Annotated in this window: 15 protein-coding genes; 4 read left to right on the top strand and 11 right to left on the bottom strand. The window is 64.4% G+C overall.

The genetic code is table 11. From position 1 onward, the window contains the following. Positions 1 to 82: 82 nt before the first annotated feature. The gene (locus tag FNL56_RS15385) at positions 83 to 757 is read left to right on the top strand and encodes a helix-turn-helix domain-containing protein (protein ID WP_210245398.1); all 675 of its coding nucleotides are present in this window, start codon (positions 83 to 85) and stop codon (positions 755 to 757) included. Positions 758 to 831: 74 nt separating this feature from the next. Here FNL56_RS15385 and FNL56_RS28685 read toward each other — a convergent pair whose 3' ends face one another. Continuing rightward, positions 832 to 1,230 (bottom strand): hypothetical protein, encoded by a 399-nt coding sequence (locus FNL56_RS28685; RefSeq protein WP_302466839.1) that lies wholly within the window; start codon positions 1,228 to 1,230, stop codon positions 832 to 834. Positions 1,231 to 1,422: 192 nt separating this feature from the next. Further along, positions 1,423 to 2,560, bottom strand: a protein-coding gene (gene prfB / locus FNL56_RS15375) for a peptide chain release factor 2 (protein ID WP_143573740.1) whose coding sequence is annotated in 2 segments (ribosomal slippage) — positions 1,423 to 2,490 and positions 2,492 to 2,560 — 1,137 coding nt in all. Because the reading frame shifts where the segments join, the coding sequence is not laid out codon by codon here. A 72-nt stretch (positions 2,561 to 2,632) separates the two neighbouring features. Here prfB and FNL56_RS15370 point away from each other — a divergent pair. Further along, a complete protein-coding gene (locus FNL56_RS15370) occupies positions 2,633 to 3,190 on the top strand; it encodes a hypothetical protein (RefSeq protein ID WP_143577969.1) in 558 nt (185 codons plus the stop codon). Positions 3,191 to 3,474: 284 nt separating this feature from the next. On the opposite strand, the gene FNL56_RS15365 is transcribed toward FNL56_RS15370, so the two are convergent. From FNL56_RS15365 to FNL56_RS15355, 3 genes are all read right to left on the bottom strand, one after another. Beyond that, a complete protein-coding gene (locus FNL56_RS15365) occupies positions 3,475 to 4,674 on the bottom strand; it encodes an IS256 family transposase (protein WP_143581715.1) in 1,200 nt (399 codons plus the stop codon). Positions 4,675 to 5,820: 1,146 nt separating this feature from the next. After that, the gene (locus FNL56_RS15360; protein WP_143573737.1) at positions 5,821 to 8,310 is read right to left on the bottom strand and encodes a penicillin-binding protein 1A; all 2,490 of its coding nucleotides are present in this window, start codon (positions 8,308 to 8,310) and stop codon (positions 5,821 to 5,823) included. 194 nt (positions 8,311 to 8,504) lie between these two features. After that, positions 8,505 to 9,788, bottom strand: a complete 1,284-nt coding sequence (locus FNL56_RS15355; protein ID WP_441351229.1) for an N-acetylmuramoyl-L-alanine amidase — start codon at positions 9,786 to 9,788, stop codon at positions 8,505 to 8,507. A 689-nt stretch (positions 9,789 to 10,477) separates the two neighbouring features. Between FNL56_RS15355 and FNL56_RS15350 the strand changes: the two genes are divergently transcribed. After that, complete coding sequence (locus FNL56_RS15350) at positions 10,478 to 13,777, top strand: Rne/Rng family ribonuclease (protein ID WP_143582122.1); 3,300 nt, start codon at positions 10,478 to 10,480, stop codon at positions 13,775 to 13,777. 63 nt (positions 13,778 to 13,840) lie between these two features. Here FNL56_RS15350 and FNL56_RS15345 read toward each other — a convergent pair whose 3' ends face one another. From FNL56_RS15345 to FNL56_RS15320, 6 genes are all read right to left on the bottom strand, one after another. Then, positions 13,841 to 14,467 carry a TetR/AcrR family transcriptional regulator gene (locus FNL56_RS15345; protein WP_143576179.1) on the bottom strand — a complete coding sequence of 209 codons (627 nt, stop codon included), beginning with the start codon at positions 14,465 to 14,467 and terminating at the stop codon, positions 13,841 to 13,843. A 100-nt stretch (positions 14,468 to 14,567) separates the two neighbouring features. After that, positions 14,568 to 16,502, bottom strand: a complete 1,935-nt coding sequence (locus FNL56_RS15340; RefSeq protein ID WP_210245525.1) for an oleate hydratase — start codon at positions 16,500 to 16,502, stop codon at positions 14,568 to 14,570. A 91-nt stretch (positions 16,503 to 16,593) separates the two neighbouring features. Continuing rightward, positions 16,594 to 16,809, bottom strand: coding sequence for a hypothetical protein (locus FNL56_RS15335; protein ID WP_143573729.1), 216 nt, complete (start codon positions 16,807 to 16,809; stop codon positions 16,594 to 16,596). A gap of 129 nt (positions 16,810 to 16,938) precedes the next feature. Then, positions 16,939 to 18,276 (bottom strand): dicarboxylate/amino acid:cation symporter, encoded by a 1,338-nt coding sequence (locus FNL56_RS15330; RefSeq protein WP_143573727.1) that lies wholly within the window; start codon positions 18,274 to 18,276, stop codon positions 16,939 to 16,941. Positions 18,277 to 18,403: 127 nt separating this feature from the next. After that, positions 18,404 to 19,009, bottom strand: coding sequence for a biotin transporter BioY (locus FNL56_RS15325; protein WP_143576178.1), 606 nt, complete (start codon positions 19,007 to 19,009; stop codon positions 18,404 to 18,406). After that, entirely contained in the window at positions 19,009 to 20,223 is a 1,215-nt protein-coding gene (locus tag FNL56_RS15320) for a pyridoxal phosphate-dependent aminotransferase (protein WP_143573725.1), read from the bottom strand. The genes FNL56_RS15325 and FNL56_RS15320 overlap by 1 nt, the downstream gene beginning before the upstream one ends. 106 nt (positions 20,224 to 20,329) lie before the next feature. Here FNL56_RS15320 and FNL56_RS15315 point away from each other — a divergent pair, with 106 nt between their 5' ends. Beyond that, a complete protein-coding gene (locus FNL56_RS15315) occupies positions 20,330 to 21,745 on the top strand; it encodes a M48 family metalloprotease (RefSeq protein ID WP_143573723.1) in 1,416 nt (471 codons plus the stop codon). Positions 21,746 to 21,786: the final 41 nt, after the last annotated feature.

Raw genomic sequence — 21,786 nt, 5'->3', positions numbered from 1 at the left:
GACACCTATATCTTCGATAGAAGATTTGTTCAAGGCCGCCGGTGTCTTATAACCGTTTGGCGAAGTGACACCGCGGCAAACCATGCCTAAGATCGATCACGGCAATCACGACGGAGCGACACGCGACATGGCGAACCCTGCGGCACGGAAGGTCATCGACGAAGACCCCGTCAGCCGTGACTTCGGCGACCGCGTCCGCACCATGCGCGAGCAGGCCGGCCTGACGCTGGAGGCCTTTTCGAAACTGTCCGGCGTGAGCCGCGCGATGCTGTCGAGCGTCGAGCGCGGCGAGAAGAGCCCGACGATCGGCCTGGCGCGGCGCATTGCACTCGCGCTGAATACGTCATTCTCGACTCTGCTGGGAGACGTCGATGCGCCTCGTCGCGCCTTCGCGGTCGTGCGCAAAGATCAGCGACAGGTGTTTCGCGACGCCAAGACCGGCTTCGAGCGTTTCCTGCTGTCGCCGGTGATGGCCGGCATGGCGGTGGAAGTCGTGCTGCACCATCTGCCGCCGAAGACATCGACCGGCGAACTGCCCGCCTACCCGGCCGGCACGTCCAAGCATGTTCTGGCCACGCATGGCCGCGTGACGGTCCGGACCCGGGATACCGAGACCGTTCTGGAGGAAGGCGACTCGCTGTATTTCGAGGTCGATGTCGAGCACTGGTTCGAGAACCGGACGACGCGCCGCTGCGAGTACTATCTGGTGATCGCGGCGGCGCCGAGCTATGCCCGCCGCAGCGACGCAAAAGCGTAGGAAACTCCTGCCGCTCCTGCGCCGCTGTCGATCCACGCGCGGCCGGCCTCAGCCGACCGGCGCCATCCGCGGAATCATTTCTTCAGGCACAGGCCGACGCTGGGCGGCTTGGCGCAGGCCGCGCCGTCGGGCGCTCCGCCGCTCGGGCAGAACACCGAGACCAGCGTTTCGGTCGCATCGCACGCAGCGGGGCCATCGACCTGTACGGCGCGAACGGCGACCGTCGCCGCTTCGCCCTTGTCGCCTTTTTCACCCTTCTCGCCAGCAGCGCCCGGTGCACCCTGCGGTCCCTGCGGACCCTGTGCGCCAGTCTGCCCCTGAACGCCGGGAATACCCTGAAGGCCCTGGGCGCCTTGCGGACCGGCGGGGCCCTGCGCGCCCTGCTCGCCCTTTGGACCGGCCGGTCCGGGATCGCGACCGCAGCCGGCCAGCATCAGCGCTGCACCGATAGCCAGAATGGGAATGATTTTCACGATGCCCCCCTTTTCAATGATGATGCCGCTTCCTGCGACTCTCGGAAACAAGCCGGAAGACCCCGGCGGGTTCCGGTACCGTCATCATAAGGAAAATGCGGCGGAGGAGAAGTAGTCCGCCAAGGCCGGGGCCTGAAAGTCGCACAAAATATTGAAACGGTGCGACTGCAGTCGCACCGCCTCGAAGCTGGCTTAGTCGACGTCGTCGATCGTGCCGGCGCCCGGCGAGGTGCCGAAAGCGCGCTGCGCCAGCGTCGCCGCCATGAACTCGTCGAGGTCGCCATCGAGCACGCCGGAGGTGTCCGAGGTCTGCACGCCGGTGCGCAGGTCCTTGACCATCTGGTAGGGCTGCAACACGTAGGAGCGGATCTGGTGGCCCCAGCCGATCTCGGTCTTGGCGGCCTGGTCGGCAGCGGCCTGCGCTTCGCGCTTCTTCAGCTCGATCTCGTAGAGTCGCGCGCGCAGCATGTCCCAGGCCTGCGCCTTGTTCTTGTGCTGCGATCGGCCGGCCTGACAGACCACCGCGACGCCCGACGGGATATGCGTCAGACGCACCGCGGATTCGGTCTTGTTGACGTGCTGGCCGCCGGCGCCGCCGGAGCGCATCGTGTCGACGCGGACGTCAGATTCGTTGATGTCGATCTTGATGGTGTTATCGACCACCGGGAAGATCGCCACGCTCGAAAACGAGGTGTGCCGCCGCGCGTTGGAATCGAACGGCGAGATCCGCACCAGGCGATGCACGCCGGCCTCGGTCTTCAGCCAGCCATAGGCGTTGTGGCCGGAGATCTGGATGGTCGCGGATTTGATGCCGGCTTCTTCGCCGGCGGTCTCTTCGAGATATTCGACCTTGAAGCCGTGCTTCTCCGCCCAGCGCGTATACATGCGCAGCAGGATGTTCGCCCAGTCCTGGCTCTCGGTACCGCCGGCGCCGGCGTGGACTTCGAGATAGGAGTCGAAGCGATCGGCCTCGCCGCCGAGCAGCGCTTCCAGCTCGCGGCGCGCGACTTCCTTCTTCAGCGCCTTCAGCGCCTGTTCGGCCTCGACCACGACGCCGTCATCGCCCTCGGCCTCGCCGAGCTCGATCATCTCGACGTTATCGTCGAGTTCACGCATGACCTTGCCGATACCGGTCAGCGAATCCTCCAGCGAGGTCCGCTCCTGCATCAGTTTCTGGGCTTTCTGGGGATCGTTCCAGAGATTGGGGTCTTCGGCGAGCTTGTTCAGCTCTGCGAGGCGTGCCGTGGATGCATCGACGTCAAAGATGCCTCCTCAGCAGCCCGACTGACTGCTTGATCTCTTCAACGAGGCGTTCGAATTCTGGGCGCATGACAAAGTCCGTGATTGCGCTGCCCGTTTAACCGCAGCTCTCGTCAGATGCAACCGCCGTCGCAAGCCTCCAGTGCTAGATCTGCCCTTCGCAAACGTCCGCCGCTTTCGCGATTTAATATTCCGAGCACGCCTTGGCAATACGCGCAGAATTTTCGATCTGCCGCTCGATTACGTGAGGCGCGACGGAGAATTCATCGGCAATGCTCATCAGGTCGTGCTGGTCTGCCTGCATGGAGCGAATTTCGTCTACAGGGGCCAAAAATTCAGCAGCGAAGGCTCGGCCGGCGGCCTGACGGTAGGCATTGTGAAGATCGTTGATAGGCGCAACCTGTTCATCGTCAAGAAAGCAAGCAGCATCGCCGAGCGCACGCGCCATTGCAAACAAGTGTTGCGAGCGCGCCACGTCCGATTCACCGTGGTTCCGCAGATGAATTTGACAACCCCCACTGTGATGAGTTCGCAAAGCTCGAATGCCTTCCGCTTTTGGCGCGACATTAAAGCTTGGGCCTGCACCGAGATGCTTGGCTATGTCTCTAAACGAAGAAAAGCGATCAGCCTGATCCAGATTCAACACCTGACGGACCTGCCTTGCCCGCTTGTAACCGATGGCCCAGGCTTGGGGCGTTAGGTCAGGTAACCTTGTGCCCGCAGCCTCGCGAACAATGGACTCAAGATCCGGCACACGATAATGCGAACTCCTGTCTGCAAGCATTCGCCTCACCCAATCCAGCAGGTCAGGTCGGCGGACTCCAGCAGAGCCTGCAACAAATTCAACAAGCGCCTGCCCCCGGAATACGGACTCAGCGTCCTCGATAAAATCAGCCGTCGGCCCATCGATCTGGTAGGATCATGCCCCGCGGCGTGGTGTAGCTTCTTGATGGCCACCCCGATTGCCGGCCACGGCCGGGCTGGTCAGGTTGCCACTGCGGGCAGCCCGACGATCGGATTATCGCTGATCGGGGCGATGGTTTCCAGCGTCATGTAGCGGGCACGCTGAACCGCCCATTCATCGTTTTGTTCAAGCAGGATGGCACCGACGAGACGTCGGATGGCAGCCTCGTTGGGGAAGATGCCGACGACCTCGGTGCGGCGCTTGATCTCGCCATTGAGGCGCTCGATCGGATTGGTGGAGTGCAGCTTGGCGCGATGCGTCGCCGGAAAGCCCATGAAGGCCAGCACGTCGGGCTCGGCCTCGTGCATCAGTCTGGCCAGCTTCGGGATGGTCGGCTGCAACTGGTCGGCGACCTTGCGCCATTGCACCCTTGCGGCTTCGGCGTCGTCCTGGGCGAAGGCGGTGGCAATGAAGGCGGAGACCACGCGCCGCCCGCTCTTGCCGGCATGGGCCAGCGCATTGCGCATGAAGTGGACGCGGCAGCGCTGCCAGCTGGCGGTCAGCACCTTCGACACCGTGGCCTTGATGCCCTCGTGGGCGTCGGAGATGACCAGCTTGACGCCGCGCAATCCGCGGCGGGCGAGCTTGCGCACGAACGCGGTCCAGAATGTTTCGGCCTCGGAGGGCCCAATGTCCATGCCGAGAATCTCGCGCCGGCCGTCATTGTTGACGCCGACCGCGATGATCGCCGCTACCGGGACGATGCGGCCATTCTGCCGGACCTTCACATAGGTGGCGTCGATCCACAGATACGGCCAGTCGCCCTCGATCGGCCGCTCCAGGAATGCATTGACGCGTTCGTCAATCTCCTCGCACAGCCGCGACACCTGGCTCTTGGAGACGCAGCTCATTCCCATCGCCTTGACCAGGTCATCGACGGAGCGGGTCGAGATGCCCTGGATGTAGGCCTCTTGAATCACGGCAGTAAGCGCCTTCTCGGCCATCCGGCGCGGCTCCAGAAAGCCCGGAAAATATGAGCCCTTGCGCAGCTTCGGGATCCGCAGCTCGACCGTGCCGGCCCGGGTCTCCCAGTCGCGTTCGCGGTAGCCGTTGCGCTGCACCAGCCGCTCCGCGCTCTTCTCGCCGTGGCCGGCACCGGTCAACGCGGCCACCTCCAGTTCCATCAGCCGCTCGGCGGCGAAGCCGATCATCTGGCGCAAAATATCCGCGTCGGGGGTCTTCTCCACGAGCGCACGAAGGTTCATCATCTCGCTGGTCATCGGTGGTTCCTCGGTTGCATTGCGTGTTGCAACCCGATCCTACCGGCGAACCGCCGGTGACCAACACATGCCGCTCGCTCGCTACAGCGCCATTTGAAAGCGCGCTTCGCGAGCGGCATAAGATCAGAAACCTACACCACCACGCGGGACACGATCTCTGGTAGGGGTCAAGCGCCAGCGATCCAGCAGCTTCGCAGAACAACGCCTCCGCGGGATTGTTGAGAGAAGACTTTACGCGTGCCCATCTGGTATGTGCTCCCGACTCCGACATACCGAGACTTTTAAGGCGATCCAGAATTTCCTCGATGAACCGACCAAGGTGGGCCTCGGCCTCCTGACGCGGGATTACTTCGGCAGGCCCCGCCCAGAATCTGACGCCGGGATTGTCATAAACCCTCTGTTCAGCGGCAATTTCAAACGCTGCGCCATCAAAACGTAAACGGATATCGGGAACGACATAACCGCTTCGATAACTGATTAAGGAAACGTCGCCTTCTCGCAGTCCAAAAATCTTCCACCAATCGCGAGCCAGGCCATAAGCGAGGCCGTACATAGCGATTGTAATATGATCTTGTGGTACACGACCGTTGAGGTGTTCGGTAACGTTCACTTGATTCAGGAACAAGCGAACATCAGCCACAGTCGCGGCCTCTTCGGGCACGGCGTTGTTTTGCTGATACAGCCATTCAATCGAATATTTCACGTTTTTCTACCTCATCAACAGGCCAGCCCTTATACTCACCGGACACGCTGTTGATGCATCGTCCGATCCAAAACTGTCCTGTCGCATCCCGATACCAAATATCCTTCGGAAATGTCTTGTCGCCGTCACCGTACCTGAAATATCCGTTGGCAAGAGCCTCTTATACCCATTCCGTCGCCTGCTTCCGTTCAGCTTCGCTTGCAAGTCGGCAGATTGTTGTTTGCTGCCTGCCGGGACGGCTTGCTACTCCGCCAGCGTCCAGCCACGCTTGGGGCAATCCCCCCCACCAGCGTGTTACCTTGTGCTCGCCACTTCCAACGTAAGATGCAGAGCAAATCTCGTGTTCGGTCAGTTCGTCGCGGGTCTGAACCTGACCGGGCTTTGGCATGCTTCATTCCCCGCACTACGAGCTAAATGAAACACGCGGTGGTCCGTGACGTCAATCAATACAGCCCGCCGGTACCCGGCCGCATGAAGCTGCGGTCGGTTTCCGGCGACACCTGCAATGAGCGGCCGTCGGCATCGGCGACGCCGATCACCGAATAATTGTCCGGCGGCGCCGTGCCCGGCTTGAAGGCCTCCAGGATGGTGCGACCGCTTTCCGGACCGGCGCGCATGCCGCTCTTGGCGTCGACGCGGATCAGCTTGATGCCGGCCGGCACGCGGAACGGCACCGCGGGCTTGTCGGCCAGCGCCAGCTTCATGAAATCGCGCGCGATCGGGGCGGCGAGGCCGCCGCCGGTCGCCTTGGCGCCCAGGCTGCGCGGCTTGTCGTAGCCGATATAGAGGCCGATCACGACGTCCGGCGAGAAACCGATGAACCAGGCGTCCTTGGCGTCGTTGGTGGTGCCGGTCTTGCCCGCGATCGGCTTGCCGACATCGCGCATGATGGTGGCGGTGCCGCCCTGCACGACGCCCTCCATCATCGAGGTGATCTGGTACGCCGTCATGGCGTCGAGAACCTGCTCGCGGCGATCGACGAGTTGCGGTTCGGCCTGGTTCTTCCAGCCCTCCGGCGCCTCGCAGCCGCGGCATTCGCGCTGGTCGTGCTTGAAGATGGTATGCCCGTAGCGGTCCTGGATGCGGTCGATCAGCGTCGACTTCACCCGCTTGCCGCCATTGGCGAACATCGAATAGGCCGTGACCATCCGCATCACCGTGGTTTCGCCGGCGCCGAGCGCATAGGACAGATAGTTCGGCAATTCGTCATAGACGCCGAACCGCTTGGCATATTCGCCGATCAGCGGCATGCCGACGTCCTGCGCCAGCCGCACGGTCACGGTGTTGAGCGAGCGCATCAGCGCGTTGCGCAGCGTGGTCGGGCCGTAATACTTGCCGGTCGAATAGTTCTCCGGGCGCCAGACCCCGGCGCCCTGCCCCTGGTCGATCTCCAGAGGCGCGTCGACCACCACGGTCGAGGGCGTGTAGCCATTGTCCATCGCCGCCGAATAGACCAGCGGCTTGAACGACGAGCCGGGCTGCCGATAGGCCTGCGTGGCGCGGTTGAACTGGCTCTGGTCGAACGAGAAGCCGCCGACCATCGCCAGCACGCGTCCGGTCAAGGGGTCCATCGCCACCATCGCGCCGGACACTTCCGGATATTGTCGCAGCCGGAACTGGCCTTCGACCATGCTGCCGTCCTTGGCGAGCAGCGGATCGACATAGATGATGTCGCCGGGCTGCAGGACCTGCGTGACCGAGGTCGGCGTGCGGCCCTTGATCGGGCCCGTGGTGGGCTTGGCCCAGCGCACGCCGTCGAGCGTCAGGATGCCGGTCTGGCGGTCCTTGAGCACGGCGCCGCCAAGTTCACGACCGGGCTGGAAGCCGATCCGCGCCGACTGGTCGCTGACGTCGAGCACGACCGCGAGCTTCCAGGGCGCGATGTCGTTGAGCGCCTTGACCTCGGCCAGCTTGACGCCCCAGTCGCCGGAGATGTCGAGCTTGTTGGCCGCGCCGCGCCAGCCATGGGCCTCGTCGAAATTGACGAGGCCGTTGACCATCGTCTTGCGCGCCATCACCTGCAGCTTCGGATCCAGCGTGGTCCGCACCGACAGGCCGCCCTCATACAGCTTCTTCTCGCCGTAACGCTCGAAGATGTCGCGGCGGACCTCCTCGGCAAAATACTCGCCGGCGAAGATATGCGCGGCATTGGTGCGGCTGGTCACGCTCAGCACGTCCTTGCGCGCCTTCTCGGCGTCGGCCTGCTTGATCCAGCCGTTTTCCAGCAGACGGTCGATCACGTAGTTGCGGCGCTCCAGCGCGCGGTCGCGGTTCTTGACCGGATGCAGCGACGACGGCGCCTTGGGCAGCGCCGCCAGATAGGCCGCTTCCGACACGGTCAGTTCGTTCACCGACTTGTCGAAATACACCAATGAGGCCGCGGCAATGCCGTAGGCGCCCAGGCCCAGATAGATTTCGTTGAGGTACAGTTCGAGGATCTTGTCCTTCGAATAAGCGCGCTCCAGCCGCATCGCCAGCAGCGCTTCGCGGATCTTGCGGGTGAACGACACTTCGTTGGTCAGCAGGAAGTTCTTGGCGACCTGCTGGGTGATGGTGGAGGCGCCCTGCGGTCGCTTGTTGGAGCCGAAATTCTGCGCGTAGAGCACCATGGCGCGCGCCATGCCGGTGTAATCGATGCCGCCATGCTCGTAGAAGTTCTTGTCTTCGGCCGCCAGGAAGGCGTTGATCACCAGCTTCGGCACCGCCTGGATCGGCAGGTACAGCCGACGCTCCTTGGAATATTCCCCGAGCAACGCGCCGTCGGCGGCGTGCACGCGGGTCATCACCGGCGGCTCATAATCCTGCAGCTGCGAATAGTCCGGCAGGTCCTTGGAATAATGCCAGATCATGCCAGCCGCGGCGGCGACGCCGACCAGAAACAGGACGGTTCCGGCGGCGAACAGGAAACCCAAAAACCGCACCAGCAGACGCATTATCGAAGATCCGTTTCCATCAACGTGCCGCAGCCTGAAATGACGCGACGTCCACTACCGCGCAACAATCCTGTTCCGGCGATTGGCCGGTCAGGCAAAGCGGGATCTGACCGATTCTGGCGGCCGTGGTGAAAATTTTATAAAGCTGCCGCTGTGTCGAAACTAGGGCTTTCATTGCCGAAAGCCCTGTCTTTTCAGTTTCCCGGCCGGGTTTCCGGCACTGCCGATACAAGCTTCTTCGTGAAAAACCCGTCGATCGCCTGCGCCACCGCGCCCACCGTCCGGGAGCGCCAGTTTTCCGACAGCAGTTGCTGCAGGTCGTCCTTGTTGGAGACGTAGCCGAGTTCGATCAGCACCGAGGGCACGTCCGGCGCCTTCAGCACCCGGAAGCCGGCCGATTTCAGCGGATGCTTGTGCATCCGCGCCGTGGTCTTCATTTCGGCGGCGACCAGCCGCGCAAAACGGTTGGAAAAGGTCCGGGTCTCGCGCTGCGTCAGCTCGATCAGGATATCGGCGACGTCGGTCGGCTCCTCGGTGAGATTGACGCCGCCGATGGCGTCCGCCTTGTTTTCCGAATCCGCCAGCCGCTGCGCCTCGGCGTCCGACGCCTTGTCGGACAGCGTATAGACCGTGGCGCCATGCGCCTCGCCCTCGCCGCGCGGCAAGGCGTCGGCGTGAATCGACACAAACAGTGCCGCCGACAGGCCACGCGCCATCTTCACGCGGTCGTTCAGCGCGATGAAGGTATCGTCGCTGCGGGTCATCACCACGCGGTACTTGCCGGCCTTTTCCAGCCGGTCGCGCAGCGCCAGGCCAAAGCTGAGCACCAGGCCCTTTTCGCTCTCGCCGCCGGATTGGGTGCCGTTGTCGATACCGCCATGGCCAGGATCCAGCACCACCACCGGGCGGGGATCGTTGGCAGAAGCTGCGGTGCCGGCAGGCGCCGAGCCGGTGACCTCGATCGCCGGCCGCAGTTCGGCGTTGCTCTCGACGGCCAGTGCCTGGCTGAACGCGGCGCGATCGACCGCCTCGAGGTCGATCACCAGCCGGGCCGGCTGGCCGTTGGCCGGATCCAGCGCATAGGCGCTCTTGATTTTGGCCGGACCGGAGAGGTCAAACACGATCCGCGAACCGCCGGGCATCACCAGCCCGTAGCGAAACGCCTTGATCAGCCCGCGCGCGACGGTGCCGCCGCCAGCTTCGAGCTGGAACGAGACCTGGGGGATATCGACCACCACCCGGTACGGATCGGCCAGCGCGAAGGCACGCAGCGGGATCTTCTTGTCAAGATCGAGGATAAAGCGGGTCTGCTTGTCGTCGCCGGCGATCCGCACGTCGGAGGCGACCGGAAACGGGCTGACATTCCCAGCGGGCGCCGACTCAGCCTGGGCACGGCCGGGCGCCGGCCACCCGCAGCCGATCACGACGCCCGAAAGCGCCATCCAAAGCCCGATGAGTTGGTTTGCGCGGCCCGACAACGAATCCAGTGCCTCCGTTACAGCCCCGTTTAACGCAATAGAACCGCAGGGTTAATCGAAGCTTAACCGGGTCGCGCCGATTAGTCGGGAGTGTTGCAGCGCTGTGACGCTTCCCTTGCATGGGGCCGCCAATCGACGTATGACCGAAGGGCTGACGGTTTAACTCCCGATTGTGTCGTTTCAGCCTCCCGGTGCAGCGCCGGTTTCCTCAGGTAAATATCTGGCGGAACCAGCGTTTTTCCGATCTCCCTTCACCAGCCCGCGCAGCGCGCGGCTGATCAGAGGGGCGGTTCTAGCCCGAGCGGCGTCCGTTCCCCGGCCATCTTGTTCAGGGGCGGCTTTGAGACACGTCACGACCGATTATCCCGCTTTTACGCGCGGGATAGGCGAGAGCCGGCGACCTCTTTCGCCGGACGCCAGCAATAAAGGCGGCGCCATTGCCGCCGAGATTTAGACGGGCCGACGCTTGATGCGCCAGACTGTGATGCCGACGAAGACCTATACGGGACCTGCGCCGATGCGAAGCCTCAGCTTCGCGCGTCGCCCTGCACTGGGTCTGCGATCGGCACGGCGCCCCGGGTTGCGTTTCGGCCTTCCTTTCACCCCCGAATCAGGTGGACCGTTGCGTCACCCGGCTGCGCCCTTCGCGCTTGCCGCCACGCGCGCCCTCCGCCGCCATGAGCCCCCAAATGCCCAACAAAATGTTGATCGATGCCACCCACGCGGAAGAGACCCGGGTCGTCGTGATCCGCGGCAATCGCGTCGAGGAATTTGATTTCGAGACCGCGCAGCGCAAGCAGCTTCGCGGCAACATCTACCTTGCCAAAGTCACCCGCGTAGAGCCCTCGCTGCAGGCCGCTTTCATCGAATATGGCGGCAACCGCCACGGCTTCCTCGCCTTCAGCGAAATCCACCCCGATTACTACCAGATCCCGGTCGCCGACCGTCTGGCGCTGATCGAGGCCGACGAACGCGCCCATCGCGAGGCCGAAGAAGAGACCGACAACCGTTCCAGCCGCGGCAGCAAGCGCCCGCGTCATCGCAACTCGCGCCGCCGCAGCGGCGGCGAGCGCGTGCAGAGCGACGTCGTCGCGCAGGATCCGTCACAGGCCGAGCAGCCGCGCGATCCCGCTTTCGACGCGCCCGCCGGCGAACACGTTCATGCCCATGACGAAGGCCACCATGCCGGCGAGCATCACGAGCATGACCACGACGGTCAGCCGCACAGCCACGCCCATGACCATGCCGAGGGTGACCATTCCCACGGCGAGCCCGCTGTAACCGGCGAAGCCTTCGGCGACCACCATCACGAGAGCCACGCTGCGCCGATCGATGCCGAGGCACCCGTCGCCGAGGTTCCTGTGTCCGAGACTTCGATCGCCGAGGCGCCCGCTGCCGCGACGCCGGCCGTTGAAGCCGTGACGTCCGAGACCCCCGCTTCCGAGACCCCCGCTTCCGAAATCCACCCGGACCAGCCGGTGGCCGAAACCGCCGCGCCGGAAACGGCCGCCGAACTGGCCGAACCGGTGGCTGCCGTTGCGACCGAAGCGCATGATCACGGTCACGACGACCACGCCCATGAAGACCATCATGACGCCGCCTACGCCGCCGCGAAGAACCTGGCGCATGCCGACGACGCCGTGCACCACGACGAGCACGCGGCCGTAGAAGCCGACGAGCATGACGACGAGGAAGACGAGGAAGAAGAAGCCGAAGAGGATCAGGTCGAATCCGTCGGCGGCGACGACGTTCTGGAAGAAGTGCCCGAGCGCGCCTTCCGGCCGCGCCGCCAGTACAAGATCCAGGAAGTCATCAAGCGCCGCCAGGTGATGCTGGTGCAGGTCGTCAAGGAAGAGCGCGGCAACAAGGGCGCCGCGCTGACCACCTACCTGTCGCTGGCCGGCCGCTATGCCGTCTTGATGCCGAACACCGCGCGCGGTGGCGGCATCTCGCGCAAGATCACCTCGGCGCAGGATCGCTCCCGCCTCAAGGAAGTGGTCTCCGACCTCGACGTGCCGGAAGGCATGGGGATCATCCTGCGCACCGCAGGCGCCTCCCGCACCAAGCCGGAAATCAAGCGCGACTTCGAATATCTGATCCGGATGTGGGAAACCGTCCGCGACATGACGCTGAAGTCGCAGGCGCCCACCCTCGTCTACGAGGAAGGCTCGCTGATCAAGCGTTCGCTGCGCGACCTCTACAACAAGGAAATCGACGAGATCCAGGTCGCCGGCGAAGCTGGCTATCAGGAAGCCCGCGACTTCATGCACATGCTGATGCCGTCGAACGTTCGCGCGGTGAAGCTGTATCGCGACGGCCAGCCGCTGTTCTCGCGGATGGGTGTCGAGAGCCAGTTGGACGCAATGTTCTCGCCGACCGTGCAGCTGAAGTCCGGCGGCTACATCGTCATCAACCAGACCGAAGCGCTGGTCTCGATCGACGTCAACTCCGGCCGCTCCACCAAGGAGCATCACATCGAGGACACCGCGCTCAAGACCAATCTTGAAGCCGCGGAAGAAGTTGCGCGTCAGCTCCGGTTGCGCGATCTCGCCGGCCTGATCGTCATCGACTTCATCGACATGGATGAGAAGCGCAACAACCGCTCCGTCGAGCGCAAGATGAGCGACTGCCTGCGGCAGGATCGCGCACGCATCCAGGTCGGACGCATCTCGCATTTCGGCCTGCTCGAAATGTCGCGCCAGCGCATCCGCGCCAGCGTGCTGGAAAGCTCCACCGAGGTCTGCACGCATTGCGGCGGCAGCGGCCACGTCCGTTCGGTCTCCTCCGTTGCGCTGCAGCTGCTGCGCGGCATGGAAGAGATCCTGATGAAGGGTGCCACCCATAACATGGTGGTTCGCACCCGCACCGACGTCGCGCTCTATGTGCTCAATCACAAGCGCGGCCATCTGCGGGATCTCGAAAGCTCCTTCAAGGTCACGCTCGCCGTGATCGCCGACGCCAGCATCACCGGTCAGCAGTCCTTCGTGATCGACCGCGGCGACCAGGTGCATACGCTGGAAGCCGCCAAGGGCATCCTTGCCGCCCAGGTCGCCGCCTTCCCGCCACCGCTGGAAGAAGAGCCGTTCGACGATGAAGACCTGTTCGAGGTCGAAGCCGAAATCGAGACCGAGGAGACCGAAGGTCTGGTCGATGGTCCGGCCGATGGGTCGGCCGACGACGACAACGCCGCCGAGAGCGCCGGCAGCGACACCGATGCCGATGGCCGCAAGCGCAAGCGCCGCCGGCGTCGTCGTGGCCGTGCCGGCGAGACCCGCGAAGGCGGGCCGGTGGCCGAGCGTGACGTGAATGAAGCCGCCGCCTTCGCCAGCGAAGGTCTCGTGGAGGCCGTCGGTGACGACGCCGAAGGCGACGACGAGGAATCCGAGGACGTGCCCGGCGAAGCCCGTGCCGAGCCGGTCGATGGCGAGCGCCGTCCGCGCCGCCGCGGCCGTCGCGGTGGTCGTCGCCGGCGTGGCGGTCCGGAAGACGGTGTCGTCGGCTCGATCGCCGACGAACTCGGTCCGCTGCAGGCTTCCGAAGCCTCTGAGGCGGTCGCCGACCTCGAAGGCGGTCCGGTGCCGCACGACGGCAGCTCGCTGCGGCCGCATGACTCGACGCTGACGGAAGCGATCGCCGGACAGGCCGAGCCGGCGCAGCCGGCGTCGTTCAATGCCGAACCCGCGACCGCCCCGCCGCAGCCCGTCGCTACGCCGGAGCCGGAGCCGGCCCCGGAAGCCGTTGCGCAGGACGACGACAAGGCTGCCGCCCGCCGCCGTTCGACGGTCCGCGAGAAGGTCAGCTTCGGCTCCTCCGCTGCGCCCGTCGCCGCCCCGGTCGCTGCGGCGCCTGAACCGGTCGCTGCGGCACCTGAGCCTGTCGCAGCGCCAGCGCCCGTCCCAGCGCCGGAGCCCGCCAAGCCGGACGCCGGTACCGACACCGCGCCCCGCAAGGCCGGATGGTGGTCCCGCGCATTCGGCAACGGCGAGTAGACTCGACCCAAACGAACAATAAAAAGCCGCCCGGCCAAACCGGGCGGCTTTTTGCTGACCGGGTTAAACGATGCGTCCGTGCTCTCGCGCCGATGGCCATCCACCAATGACGGCGCGAAGAAAAGCGAGAAAGATTTTATCGCGCGGCGGGGCTCCGGCCACCACGCCTTGCACGGCAAGACCTGACCACAGCGCATAGAGCCCCATGGTGATCTGCAACGGCGGCAAGGCCGGCGCCAGGTCGTGACGCCGGACGATGTCATCGACCAGCGACGCGAACTCGGCGAAATAGCCGGTGTTGGCGTCATCATAGGCTTCTGCGAAACCGGGGTCGCGCCGGGCATGAAGCTGCAGTTCAATGGCCAGCAGCGACCATCTGGTCTGCTCTGCGAGATCAGCCAGATGCACGGCAAGCGCCGCGAGAAAATCGTCCAGCGAGTGGGTGCGGGTAACCTCAACAAGGCCGCGAAGCACTTCCACCTCGCCATGAATGTGGCTCTCCATCAGCGCAATCAACAGATCGTCGCGGCCGGCGAAGTTCGAGTAGAAGGCGCCCTGCGAAAAACCGGCCTCCTCGCATAGTCCGCGCAACGACAACGCCCCCACGCCATCGCGCACGATCGCGGCGCGCGCCGATGCGAGCAGGCGCTGACGCGTCTCCAATCGGCTTTGCTCTCTCGTCTTCCGCATTTTCCCGATCTCGATCGTGTGTACCGTGAAGGGGAAGCGGCGCGCTCCGCTTCCCCCGTCCGACGCTTTTCTACTACCGAACCTTTTTGCAGGCCCTTCGCTATTTGGACTTGCTCCGCGGCCCGTCGCGCAGCTGGTCGAACCAGCCGAACACCGCTGCGAGCGCATGACTTCCTTTGCCCAGAAGCGTCGCCATCTCGGCTTCCACACGCTCGCCGAGCTCTCCGTCTCGCTCCGGCAATGGCGGGAGGATATGGGCGAAATAGGTCTTATCGAGCAGGCGATGCAGCAGCCGTTCGCCCATGAACGGCTCGTTATTGTTGAGCACGCGGGCTGCCTTCATCAGATTGCGGATATCATATTGCGTCGGACTGATATCGGCGACCTGCCTGGGCAGCCCCAGCAGCGTGTAGACGCCGATCCGCGCCGTTCGCACCGAACATTCCATCGTGAAGATGATGTCGTTGCTGGTTTCCACGAACTGCCCCATCAAGGCGAGGTTGGTGCAGCCCGCAGGCACGACGCGGGGGCGATCGCCTGCCGCGCGCGGCATGAACTGCGCTGTAATGAACGGCATCAGCGCGATGCGGACCTTGGTGTTGGCGGCGACGGCGTCAAGCTGGTCGACGATGCCGAGATGGTAGCAAAGCTCAGCCAGGATCTCGCGGCCGTTGCAGGCCGGCATCGGCTTCTTGACGTAGTTGCCATCCTTGTCCATCAGCAGCGCATAGACCCACAGCACCAGCACGTCGTCAGGCTGTGTCGGGAAGTGCGGCTGGCGGTTGCAGGTGAAGCTCAGCACCCAGTTGGAATCCGTAAAGGTGATCACGCCACCGGTCACGGTCTTTCCCGAATAGGGATCGTTGACCGACAATTCCTTCAGCCTGTCTACCAGCGGTGAGGGCTTGCAGGTCAGCGTCGCCGATTCCCACGTCGATGCCGCGGCATTGCCGCAGAATTTTTCCGGCTTGCCGAATATCGGCGATTTGCTGGCGAGGTTCTTCCACAGCATCCAGTCGCTGTCCTCGCCCGGCTTGGCATCGCGGGCCAGAACCGGGGCCGTGTCCATGTCGCCATAGGCCGTGCCCTCGGTCATCGATCCCGTAAGCGCGAACACCATGTCGTCCGGACCGATGGCGATGCTCTCGTCGTTACCGCCGACCTTGCAGCGGATCGCGGTGACGGTGCGCTGGCCCTGCTGTTCCAACATGTCGAGGTCATAGGCCCTTGTGTCGAACTGCACCTTGACGCCCTTGTCCTTCAGCAGGCGGAGCAACGGCACGACGAAGCTGTCATATTGATTGTACTTCGGGAAAACGCAGGTCGACATGTCGGCCATCCCGTCGAGCGCATCGAGGAAGCGATGCATGTAGAGCTTCATCTCTAGCAGGCTCTGCCAGTTCTCGAAGGCAAACATCGATCGCCACAGATACCAGAAGTTGGTCTCGAAGAAGCTCTTGCTGAAATATTGCTCGATCGTGACGTCGTCGAGCTCTTCCTTGCGCTTGAGCAGAAGCTTGATGAGCTCCCACTGATGCGACTTGCTGAGGCCCAGCGTCGAAAAATCCCGGATTTTTCCCTGCTGGTGCATCAACCGGGCCTTGGACCAGTTCAGGTCGTTGTCGTTCACCAGCCGGTATTCGTCGAGCACGCTGTAGCCTTCGGCCAATTCCAGCGCCGGCACATCCTGGAACACGTCCCAGAAATTATCGTAATTGAAGTTCATCTCGCGGCCGCCGCGGACGATGTAGCCGGTTTCGGCGTCGCCGGCGCCATCGAGCGAGCCGCCGGCGATGTCCATCGAGTCGAGGATCGTGATGTCCTCGCCCTTCATGCCGCCATCCCGGATCATGTAAAAGGCGGCCGACAGACCGGCGATGCCGCTGCCGATGATCCAGGCCTTGCGTCCTTTGACCGGCCGTGTCGGCACGGCCCGGCCGCGCATGTAGGGACCCATCATATCGGGCGGCGGCAGCGGCTCGTTCGGGCCCTTGCGCCAGAAGCCTTCACCCACATTGGTTTCGATCAGGGGCATGCCGGGAGCCGGCGCGTTGGGGCAAGGGATATTGTGGGTCATGTGCATTTCCTTGGTCGGCAGCGGATATCGAAATTCGGCCTTCAAGATGTCACACGATATTCGAATATCGTTTGATATCGATCAATTCTACCGCGATGCGTTGCATGATCGAACCGCCGGAGAACACCGTCGCGGGCACCGCTGCTCGTATGAAAGAAGCGGCCCGGCCAAACAAGGCAGCTGTTTGCTGATCACAAACTGTCATTCCGGGATGCAGCAGGCGGCGAAGCCGGCTGATGGCGACCCGGAATCCCGGCATGTTCATCTTCCCACATCCAGATTCCGGGTTCGCTCACGCTGGCGCGTTCGCGCCCCGGAATGACAGCGATGGGTCAGCAAAAAGCCGCCCGGCGAACCGGGCGGCTTTTGTGCTGACAGCCATAGAGCCGAACGGTCAGCCCGTCGTCACGCCCGTCTCCAGATCCGACGGATCGATGGTCTTGTTGAGGTTGGCGTGCATCACGTCGTGATCGAGTTCGCCTTCCCACCACGACACGAACACCGCGGCGACGCCGTTGCCGGTGATGTTGGTCAGCGCACGCACTTCGCTCATGAACTTGTCGATCGAGAACACGATCGCCATGCCCGGCACCAGACGGGGATCGACGACGCTGAGCGTCGCGGCCAGCGTGATGAAGCCGGCGCCGGTGACGCCGGAGGCGCCCTTCGAGGTCAGCATCGCCACCAGCAGGATGGTGAGCTGCTGGCCGAACGTCAGATCGACGCCGAGCGCCTGCGCGATGAACAGCGTCGCCAGCGTCATGTAGATGTTGGTGCCGTCGAGGTTGAACGAGTAGCCGGTCGGGACCACCAGGCCGACGACCGACTTCGAGCAGCCGAGCCGCTCCAGCTTGGCCATCAGCTGCGGCAGCGCGCTCTCCGACGAACTGGTGCCGAGCACGATCAAGAGCTCATCCTTGATGTAGGCGATGAACTTGAAAATGCTGAAGCCGACCATTCTCGCGATCAGGCCGAGCACGACGATCACGAACAGCAGCGCCGTGCCGTAGAACAGCGCGATCAGGCTGACCAGATTGGTCAGCGCCGCCGGACCGAACTTGCCGATCGTATAGGCCATCGCGCCGAACGCGCCGACCGGCGCCGCCTTCATGACGATGGCGATGACGCCGAAGATCGCGTGCGAAACATCGTCGATCGTGTCACGCAGCGTGTGGCCGCGCTCGCCGAGCGCCATCAGCGCGAAGCCGAACAGGATGGCGAACAGCAGCACCTGCAGGATGTCGCCCTTGGCAAAGGCACCGACAACGCTGTCGGGGATGATGTTGAGCACGAAGTCGACCGACTTCTGCGCTTCCGCCTGCTTGACGTAATTCGCAACCGCCGCATTGGTGCCATCGACCTTGGTGACCAGGCCGTGGCCGACCTGGAACACGTTGCCCATGATCATGCCGAGGATCAGCGCGAAGGACGACACGATCTCGAAGTAGATCAGCGCCTTGATACCGACGCGGCCGACCTTGCGGGCGTCCTGGATGTGGGCGATGCCCGACACCACGGTGCAGAAGATGATCGGCGCGATCACCATCTTGATCAGCTTGATGAAGCCGTCGCCGAGCGCCTTGATCCAGTCGTTGGTGGCGAAGTTCGGAAAGAACGATCCGACGATGACGCCCAGCACGATCGCGACCAGCACCTGGAGATAGAGAACCTTGTACCAGGGCTGCTTGATTGCGGGCGCTGGCACGCCCGTCGTTGCGATCACTGCCGCCATTGTCGTCACTCCGAAGTAGAACTGCGGGGTGGATACACAGAACGGCCTGTACTCGGCAAGCCACCGGGCGGAATTTAGTTGAACAATTAATCAGCGAAATACCTTCGCAGCGCCATTGATACCGTTGTCACGGCTTTTGGCGGCGATCAGCCACCACGCGCAGGCCGGGCACCAGCAGCGCCCCGAGCAGAGTTTTCACCACGGCGCCCGCGAGAAACGGCCCGACGCCGACCGTCCAGGCCTTCTCCAGCCCGAGCTGGCGGCCATAGGCCAGCCAGACGAGGCCCATCGCCAGGATCACGACGTGCCCGATGGTCATCGCGACGAACATCTGGATAATCGAACGGTCCCAGCCGCGCTCGCCGAGCCAGCCGCTGATGAAGGCAGCCACCACGAAGCCGAACAGGAACCCTGCCGTCGCCCCGAACAGCGGCGCGAGCCCGCCGGTTGGGCCGGCAAATACCGCCAGGCCGGCCGCACCGACCGCGAGATAGCCAACGACCGTTGCAACGCCGAGCCGCCAGCCGTAGGCGGCCCCGATCACCAGCACGACCAGCGTCTGTAGCGTCATCGGCACCATCGGCAGCGGCACGTTGGTCTTGGCGGACAGCGCCAGCAGCGCGATGCCGAGCGCGACCAGCGCCGTCGCGCGGATGCCCTCGGCAAGCGTGCTGCCGCGTGGCGGCCACAGCACGGCGACGATCGGCGCCTGCGCTTTGCTCTTATCGTTCATCATTTGGGGCCGCCCTGCCCGAGCCATTTGCCGATCCGCGCTACCGCCTCGTGCATGTCGGCCGCGGACTGTGCATAGGAGAACCGCACATAGGACCGGCCATGGATCGGGTCGAAATCATTGCCGGGCGTCGCGGCGACGTGGGTCTGCTCCAGCATCTGCTTTGCGAAATCGAAACTGTCCGAGGTGAATTTCGAGACGTCGGAATAGAGATAGAACGCGCCGTCGGCCGGCAGGAAGTCGGTGAGCCCGGCCTGCGGCAGGCCGGCGGCGAGGATCGCGCGGTTGTCCTGGTAACCGTGCTTGATCGCCTCCATCTCGGCACGGCCCTCGAAAGCCGCCTCCGCCGCGATCTGCGACAATGTCGGCACCGAGATCGACATGTTCTGCTGCAGCCGTTCGATCGGCCGCACCAACGGCTTCGGCACCACCATCCAGCCGACCCGCCAGCCGGTCATGCAGAAGTACTTCGAGAACGAGTTGATCACCAGCGCGTCGTCGGACAGCGCCGCGGCAGTCACGGCCGGAAAGGCGTAGTCGAGACCATGATAGATCTCGTCGGAGATGAAGCGGATGCCGGCGCCATCGGCGGCCTGCATCAGCCCGGTCAGCGCCTCCTTCGACATCATCGTTCCCGTGGGATTGGCGGGGCTGGCGACCAGCACGCCCTTCAGCGGTGTCTTGCGATGCGCCTCGAGCAGCGCCTCGCCGGTCAGCGCATGGCGGGTGTCGGCATGGGTTTCGATCAGCACGGGCTCGCAACCCAGCGCCTTCAGGATATGGCGGTACGGCGGATAGCCAGGCACCGTGACGGCGACGCGGTCGCCGGGTTCGAACAGCGCCAGGAACGCCAGGATGAACGCGCCGGACGAGCCGGTCGTCACCACGATCCGCTCCGGATCGACCGCGCAGCCATAGACGTCGCGGTAATGCCGGGCGATTCGCGCCCGCAGCGACGGTGTGCCCAGCGCTGAGGTGTATTCGATCCGGCGCTGCACCAGCGCCGCCTGGGCGGCTTCGATCGCCACCTGCGGCGCCGGCGCGGCGGGCTGGCCGACTTCCATGTGGATGACGTGGCCACCCGCGGCCTCGATCCGCGCCGCAGCCGCCATCACATCCATCACCATGAACGGCGGCACGTCGCTGCGGGCCGAAGGTGTCAACAGCGACCGCGCGCGAGCGATCGAGCCAGTTCCCGGAATCGTATTGGACATCAGAATCTGCTATCTCCGCGGCGCTGCGTGACCCGGTGCGGCTGTGCCGCGCTCCTGCCGCAATATCGGGCTTGTTGGGCCCCTCTCGCGTATCCGAACCCGGCCGATGATGAAAGACCTGCGAAGGCCCTTCCGGGCCGTGTCCCGGATCCTCTCCAAGCTGACCGCGCTGGGCGCGGCAGCGGCGCTGCTGGTCGTGCCGGTTGCGGCGTCCGCGCAGAACCGCGGCCCACCGCTGCTGCGCGACGCCGAGATCGAGCAGCTGCTGCGCGAATATACCCGTCCGATCCTGCGCGCCGCCGGGCTCGAAAAGCAGAATATCCAGGTCGTCATCATCAACAACGGCACCTTTAATGCCTTTGTCGCCGACGGCCGCCGCATCTTCGTCAATTACGGCGCGCTGATGCAATCGCAGACGCCGAACCAGCTGATCGGCGTGCTGGCGCACGAGACCGGCCATCTTGCCGGCGGCCACCTGTCGAAGATGCGGCAGCAGATGGCGCAGGCCCAGACCTCGATGATCGTGGCGATGCTGCTCGGCGTCGGCGCGATGGTGGCGGGCTCGCGCAGCAACGCCGGCGGCGGCTCGAGCGCCAGCAATATCGGCGCGGCGGCACTGAGCGCCCCGCAGGCGCTGTTCCAGAGCACCATGCTGTCCTATGTCCGACAGCAGGAAGAGAACGCCGACCGCGCCGGCGTCAAGTACCTGACCGCCACCCAGCAGTCGCCGAAGGGCATGTGGGAGACCTTCCAGCGGTTCTCCAGCGACAGCCTGTTCGCCGCGCGCGGCGCCGACCCCTACCAGCAGTCGCACCCGATGCCGCGGGAACGCGTCGCCGCCCTCGAGGAGTTCGCCAGGACCAGCCCGTACTGGGACAAGAAGGACGACCCGGCGCTGCAGCTTCGTCATGACCTGATGCGCGCCAAGACCGCGGGCTTCATGGAGCAGCGCGACACCGTGATGCGGCGCTACCCGCCGTCCGACACCACTTTGCCCGCGCGCTACGCCCGGGCGATTGCCACCTACCGTCACGGCGACCTGCGCGACGCCGTGGCGCAGGTCGATGGATTGCTCGCCGTGCAGCCAGCCAACGCCTATTTCCATGAACTGAAGGGCCAGGCGCTGCTCGAAGGCGGTAAGCCGGCCGAGGCGGTGGCGCCGCTGCGCCGCGCCGTGCAGCTCTCGAACAACGCGCCGCTGATCGAGATGCTGCTCGGGCAGGCGATGGTGGCCTCCGACAACAAGGCCAGCCTCGACGAGGCGATCCGGATCCTGCGCGCCGCGGTGGCCCGCGAGAGCGAGGCGCCGAGCGGCTATGTCCAGCTCGCGCTGGCCTATGGCCGCAAGGGGGATTACGCCGAGGCGGACCTCGCCTCGGCGCAAGCCGCGTTCCTGCGCGGCGACAACAAGACCGCGCGGGATCTCGCCTCGCGCGCCAAGTCGCGCTTTGCCATCGGCTCCCCCGGCTGGGTCAAGGCCGACGATATTATCGCGGCGAAGGGGCCGGGATCGAAGGATTGAAGTCGGACGCCGGGGCCGCGTAACGGCCTGCCCTTGCGCCG

Source organism: Tardiphaga sp. vice304, from assembly GCF_007018905.1.
GTDB lineage: Bacteria > Pseudomonadota > Alphaproteobacteria > Rhizobiales > Xanthobacteraceae > Tardiphaga.
The sequence above is the reverse complement of the archived record's forward strand: the minus strand, read 5'-3'. Positions and strand labels throughout refer to the sequence as shown.